The organism is Zetaproteobacteria bacterium (assembly GCA_003696765.1).
Classification (GTDB): Bacteria; Pseudomonadota; Zetaproteobacteria; order Mariprofundales; family J009; genus RFFX01.
Map to the genome: position 1 here is coordinate 1 of RFFX01000001.1, position 6,773 is coordinate 6,773.

Annotated in this window: 3 protein-coding genes; all 3 read right to left on the reverse strand. The window is 74.3% G+C overall.

Features of this window, described 5'->3' with window-relative positions; translation table 11 throughout:
• On the reverse strand, positions 1–5,781 hold a 5,781-nt coding region (locus D6682_00005; protein RMH53087.1), incomplete at its 3' end, for a CHAT domain-containing protein.
• A 174-nt stretch (positions 5,782–5,955) separates the two neighbouring features.
• Entirely contained in the window at positions 5,956–6,492 is a 537-nt protein-coding gene (locus D6682_00010) for a hypothetical protein (protein RMH53088.1), read from the reverse strand.
• A 65-nt stretch (positions 6,493–6,557) separates the two neighbouring features.
• The gene (locus D6682_00015) at positions 6,558–6,761 is read right to left on the reverse strand and encodes a hypothetical protein (GenBank protein ID RMH53089.1); all 204 of its coding nucleotides are present in this window, start codon (positions 6,759–6,761) and stop codon (positions 6,558–6,560) included.
• Between the last annotated feature and the right edge of the window lie 12 nt (positions 6,762–6,773).

Below are 6,773 nucleotides of genomic sequence, written 5' to 3' on the forward strand. Positions count from 1 at the left end.
CCGGCTGCCGGCGGCGAGGAAGACCAGCGGGAAGATGTTGGGCCTCCGTGCGGTCGGGTCGTCGGCGCCGCAGGCGGTGAGCACCACTCGGGCGGGGGGAGGCGCTGCAAGGTGCAGCAGCTCGACGGCGCGCAATTCCCCCGACGCCCCTTCCCCGCCCGGCAGGAGCAGGGCGGACTCCAGCGGCAGGCGGGGGTGGTGGTGGGCGTGCGCGGCCAGGTGGAGGGTGTCGTATCGTCCCATCCGGCGCAGCAGCGTCGAGGCGTCGATCGGGAACGCGAGGCGGCTCTCCCGTGCCGGGCCCAGTTCACGCACCGCCCTCAGCTCCGCCTCGGCCAGCAGTAGTCGGGAGGGGCCCCTGCCGGGGTTGCCGGCCAGCAGTACGCCGCCCCGCCGCCGGTCGGTGTTGCGCGATCCCTGCCACAGGATGTGGGGGGTGTAGCGCAGGGCGTAGCGGGCAAGCAGCGGCTTCCCCGTCGCATCGGGCAGCAGGGAGAAGGGGAGCCCGGCCAGCCGGTCTGCGACGACGATGGTGAGCACGCCCCCCTCGGGCAGCCGCCGCTGCATGGGGCGCCACAGCAGCCGCTGGAGCAGCCGGGCCTCCCGCCGGATGGTGGTGTGGCGCATCAGCCCCACCTGGAGCCGACGCAGCGCCGGCCGCCACCGTGCGACCGGAGCGAGCGCGACGGCGTGGATCCGGCCGCGACGGCAGAGCCAGCCCCATGCCCGACGTCGTCCGGCGAAGTAGACCAGCAGCGGCCGGCGCATCCGCCGGAGCAGCCGGTCGAACGCGGCTCGTTCGGGCGGCCGGAAGGGCTGCGCCCGCGGAGCGGCCCACAGCCGATAGAGCTCGCTCAGCCAGAGCGCGCCGGCAGGGTCGTGGTCGGCGAAGGCGGTGGCGACCGCCTCCTCGGCCAGCAGGATCGGTGCGTCGATCCCTTCGCGGTCGATTCCCCCGCCCGCCGGTTGCCGGAGCAGGGCGCGCAGCGCCTGTTCGTAGAGGGAGTGCGCCCGGGACACCTCCCCGCCGTGGTGGGCGTTGCGGGCGCGCAGCCAGAGCGCCTGCCATCCCCCGCCGTCGGGGAGGGGATCCACCGGTCGCTCCGGGTGGGCCAGCGCGCCAAGTCGGGCGAGTTCCCCGGCGATTTCGGTCAGGCCGGTGGCGACCGCCCGGCTTCGGGCCTCCGCCGCCGCCCGGTCGCCCTCCTCCAGACGCCCCTGACGATAGCGCAGCCGCGCCAGGTTGCGCAGGTCGTAGACCAGGCCGAAGGCGTTGTGGCGCAGCCGGTCGATCGTCGTCGCGCGCCGGAAGTAGATCGCCGCCGCCTCCAACTCCCCCGTCTCCAGCGCCAGTCGGCCGAGGTTGTTGTCGAAGGCGGCCAGCCGCTCGTAGGCGGCCTCCCGCGGCAGCATGGCGCTCCGTTCCCTGCCGCGGAGAAGGGCCGAGCGGGCCCGGCGGTAGTCGCCGGTCGACTGCAGCACCAGCCCGCGCAGGTTGTCGAGGTCGATCTGCAGCGGGTCGTCGGGCCGCAGCTCCCCTTCGAGTGCGGCGATCCCATCGAGCGCCCGACGGAAGTGGTGGCGCTTCCAGGCGACGATCAGCCGGAGCAGCGCCAGCCGGTGCGATAGAGCGGGATCGTGCAGCGACCGGATCATCCCTTCGGCCCGCGCCAGCGTCCGCTCCCACGCGCCGAGCCGCGGCCGGTCGGGCTGGCGCTGGATGGCCAGTTCGGCGTCGTCGAGCGCCAGGGCGGCGCGCAGTGCGGCGGCGGAATCGGGCAGGCGGTCGATCGCCGCGTCGAGCAGCCTGCGGATCTTCGCCACATCGAGCAGGCCGCTCTGGGCGATGCGGGCCAGCCCCCGCAGGGCGGGGGCCTGCCGGCGCGGATCGCGGGTGACGGCCAGCAGCCGCTTCCAGAGGTCGGCGGCGCCGGGCAGCGCGCCGCGCCGCTCCGCCAGCAGCGCCTCGGCCTGCAGCCGCAGGCGGTGGAACGCCCCGCCGTGCGCCATGCCGGCGGTGGGCAGCGTGCGCACCAGATCGGGGCGATCGATCCGCAACGCACTGCGGGCGGCCAGCAGGCGCAGCTTGTTCCGATGGCGGCGGGGGATCCCCTCGGCGGTCTCAAGCGCCGTCGACAGCTCCCGCCAGGCATCGCGCCAGCGCCGGTGGCGGTAGGCGTCGAGCCCCGCCCGGAGGTGGGCCCGCCAGTCGCGCAGGGCGAGATCGGCCTGCTCCCACAACCGGTTGCGCCAGTAGCGCACGGAGCGTTGCGCGTGGCGGATGGAGGCCATGCGCGGGGCCGAGATCATGGTGGGCGCGATGGTCACCGGCGCGCCGCTGCGTTCCTGCAGGATGTCTGCATCCTCCCGTCGGGGTAGCGGCTCGACCAGCATCAGCCGCCGCCGGCCGCCGCTCATGGAGGCCGCGATCTCCGCCCATTCGGCCGCCTCCGGCGCGGTGATCCGGCGGAAGGCGCTCTTGTCGTGGTCGAGCACCCACAGCGCGCCCGCCTCGCGCCACCAGAGGATCAGCCCTTCATCGGGGGCGAGCTGCCGCCGGATGCGGCGCAGCGACATCGGCGGCGGGAGGGAACCCGCCCTCGGCCGGCCGTGCAGCCGCGCCCGGAGCCTTGCGACCACCACCTCGCGGTGCAGCAGGGTGGCGAGCGCCCGTTGTGGTGCGTCGTCGTCCAGCAGCCGGCGGGCGCGGGCGAAGTAGAGCCGGTCGACCACGGCGAGGTGGAAGGGGAGCGGCTGTGGCAAGGCGGCGATCAGCGGATCGAAGGCCCCGGCCAGCCGGCGGAAGCGTTCCTCTCCCGGGCCGCCGTCGGCACAGGCCTCTGCCACCTCGGCCGCCTGCCGTAGCCACGGATCGGCGGCGGGGTCGGCGGCAAGCCGGCGCCACGCCTCCTGTGCCTGCCGGTCGAACCCTTCCCGCTCGAGCCAGCGGGCGTAGGCGTATTGCAGCCGTGCCCGCAGCGCGGGATCGCCGGTCGCCGCCCGCAGCGCCCGCCAGCGCCGCAGCCGTCGCCTCAAGGCGCGGGATCGCCGCTCGGCGCCGGCGAGGGTGGCCGGGGCCTCTTTCTCCCCCTCGATCGGCTGGGACAGCAGCAGCAGTTGCATGCGGAAGTCGGGCTCGGGCTGGCGCGTCAGCCAGCGGATGCTCGGTGGGTCGAGGCGGCCGTCGCGCGCCTGGCTCAACTCCAGGGCGAGGGTGCGGTTGCGCCGCTCCCCGGCGCGATCGCCGGCACGACGGGCCGCCTCCGCCGCCTGGCGGAAGTGGTCCGCCGCCTGCGGCCAGCGCCCCAGGTGGAGTTCGGCCTGGGCCAGCTGGTTGCGCAGCAGCGCCGCCATTCTGCTCCGGTCGCTCAGGTAGGGCTGCAGTCGCCGCTGCAGGGGGGCGAGGGCTTCACGCCACGCGCCTCGGTCGCGCTCCGCATGCGCCAGCAGGCTGTCGGCCACCCAGCGACTGTCGTAGGGGCGCGCCTTCCCCCCCAGCCGCAGCGGGCTGTTCGGGTCGCGGAAGGGGGGCTGCTGCAGCAGGTCGGTGAGCAGGGCGACCGCCTCTTCGTCGTCGCCGGCGGCGATCAGCTCCGCCGCCCGGCTCAGGCCGAGCCGCCGGCGCATGGTCGGAGCGAGCTCCGGGTCGATCCGCATGCGGTCGAAGAGCCGCGCCGCCCGGCGATGATCGTGGAGAAGGATGGCGGCCATCGCCCGTAGATGGAGCGCGGGCCGCCGCTCCCGGTCGGGCAGGGGGGTGGGGAGCCGGTCGAGCCAGCGTAGGGCGGTCTGCGGCCGGTCGAGGTCGAGGGCGGCGTGGGCCGCCTGCAGCAGCAGGGCGTGGTCGATCGCCCCCGGCTCCCGGCGCCACCAGTCGTCGACCCCCTCCAGCACCACCGAGGGGAGGCGGAGGCGGAAGGCGAGGTTGATGCGGTTGCGCCGCAGCGCCCGCAGATCCTCCGGCTCCCCCCCCTGTGCCTCGAGCAGCCGAAGCGCGGTGTCGTAATGGGCCAGCGCCCGGCGCAGCGCCGCCTGGTCGTCGCGCTGTTCCAGCAGCCATCCCAGGGTCTGGCGGGCGGGCCAGAACTCCGGCGCCCGGCGGATCAACCGCTGCAGCAGCTGCGCGCTTCGCCGTTCGCCTCCCAGGCGGTAGCTCAGCTGGAGCGCTTCGGCATAGCGGCGTGCGACCGGGTCGTGCATCCACGCCAGCGATCGGCGCCACCAGGCCGGATCGAGCCCTTTCCCCCCGGCCGCGCCCGCCTGCAGCAGCAGGCGGCGGCCGACGGCGTCGTCGGGGAAGCGGCGCACCCCCCGCATGGCCCACGCCAGCGCCTCCTGCGCCTTGCTTTGGGCGAGGAGTGCGCGGACCTGCCGATGGTAGAGGGCCAGGCGCAACCGGTCGCGCGCCCGAAGCAGCTCCGCCCGGGCGTCGGCCGGGACGGCGGCCAGCGCGGCGATCGCTCCGGGGAGGTCGCCGCGTTGCTGCAGCAGCCGTGCCCGCTGCAGCCGCCAGAGGGAGCGGATGGCCGATGGCACGCCTGTTTGGTGGGTGAGGGCGTGGGCGAGGGCGGTCAGCGGATCGGCGGCCCCATCGGTGGCGATCTGTGTGATCAGCCGTTGCAGCCGCCGATCGAGCCGCCGGCCGATCTGCGGCCAGTTGGCGACCACCAGCCGCAGCGCGGCGGGAGGATCGCCGGCCTGCAGCAGCAGTTCGGCGCGGAGCAGCAGCGCCTCCCGCCGCCACGGCGCGCGCGCCACCCGCCGGAGGATCTTCATCGCCTCGATACCCCGGCCGCGATCGGCCAGCCATCGCCCCTGATCGAGCCGCATCCGGTCGAGGAAGGGGTCGTTGCGGGAGGCCGCCTGCCCGAGCAGCCGCGCGATGCGTGCCCTGGGGATCGCCGCTCCGTCGTGCACGGCCAGCCGGATGCGCATCCATGCTCCGCGCAGGGAGTGGTCCGGCTCGAGGCGCAGCTCGGTGCGCACCGCCTCGATCCAGCCGGCCTGCCACAGCCGCTCGTTGCGCTCGCTGCGCCACGCCGCCGAATCGGGGTGGGGTTGCTGCATCCAGCGCAGCAGCCGCCAGGCGGGCGCATCGGCGAGGGAGCGGGGCGGTCGGGGCGGTCGGTCGGGGGGGAGCTGCAGCGCGGCGACCTGCGGTCGTGTGGTGCGGTGGAGGGTGAACCAGAGGCGGTGGTGGCGCGGGTCGTAGCGGGGATCGGCGGCATCGAGGATCAATGGGGTGATCGGCACCGCCTGCTTCCCGCGTCGGTCGACGATCCAGCCGCGGTCGGCCTGATCCCGCCGGCCGTCTCCGTTGGTGTCGAAGGGGTGGGCGACGGCGAAGGGGGCGCGCGCCGGCGCCGTGGTGCGGCCGGAGACCGTCGCCGCGGCCGAGCGATGCGGGCGCGCCGTTGTGGCCGCTCCGCCCTTCCGCGCAACCCTGTCGAGATCGACGGCCACCCGCCGCCAGCCGTTCGGGCCGAGCTGTTCGATCTCGAGGATCCGGTTGGCGCGGAAGAGCGGATGGCGCTGGGCGCCGGGCAGCGGGATTCGTCGCGCCCTGCCGCCGGCCAGCGGCTTGATCCAGACCTGCCCCTGCGGGTGGCTGCGGGTGGAGACGAAGGCGATCAGCCGGCCGTCTGGGGATGCCGCCGGTTCGCGCTCGTCGGCCGGGTGGCGCTCCCAGACGGAGAGCTCTCCCGTCGCCTCCATGCGCATGATCTCCAGGTTTTGCCGCCGGGTGGAGACGAAGAGCAGCCCGCCGTCGGGCAGCGGCACTGGTTCCATCGAGCCGGCCCCGCCGTCGGGCAGGATGCTGAATGTTTGCGCGGGGGAGGGGAATGGTGCGAGTGGCAGGGTCAAGAGCAGGCCGAGCAGCAGGCCGCCTGCGGGGGGCGGCAACGGCCGGCGCGCCGCCGATCCGGTGGAAGGGTGGTGGTGCAAGGGGGGCTACTACGGTTCCGGTCGGGTACGCATTCGTGTTCGGATCATGCGGTGGAACCGACGGCCGAGTTCCTCGACGGTGGAGGAGGCGAAACGGGGATTGGTGGCGATGATGTGGCGGAAGATGAACCGTCGATCCCGGTTCTCCAGCCGCCATAGACGGGCGAACCGTTGGTGCAGCCGCGGTTCCCCGGCGGGGAACGGTTTGGGGCCGGGGGCCAACAGGCCGTTGCTCTGTTCGGTCAGGTAGCCCGCCTGTTTCCAGGCATCGATCTCATCCAGCCGAAAGGCGCGTCCGGCGACCGCCTTGCGGTAGGCGAGCGTGGCCGGATCGAGGTGTGCGGGCGTACCTCTCATGGGGGTCAACAGCAGCGCTTTGCGGTCGAGGTCGAAGTAATCGCCCAGCAGTTGCCGTTCCAGCGCGGTGTTGGCATCGACCAGCTCCACTTTGGGCTGGATGGCACAGCCGGCGAGGAGCAGCAGTGCCGCAATGGCGCCGGGTTGCGGTCGGGGGCCGCACCTGCGGGCACGGCGGTCGAACACCATGCCGCAGGCCGAACGACAGCCGCGCTGTTGTGCCGTCACTGCCATTCGCGGATGGGAATCCGCCCCTAGTGCACCCGCCGCCACAGGATGCGCTCGAAGCCGACCGAGACCACGGCGAAGCTGCACAGCTTCATCGCCGCACCGTATTTGGCCTGCAGGCGCGGGCCGTAGATCTGCAACTGCCGCTCGGCGGCGGCGAAGGCCTGCTCGACGGCGGGCAGCGCCTGCAGATCGCCCTCATCGGCAGCGGCCGCCTGCACACCATCCATGCCCGCCTCGCC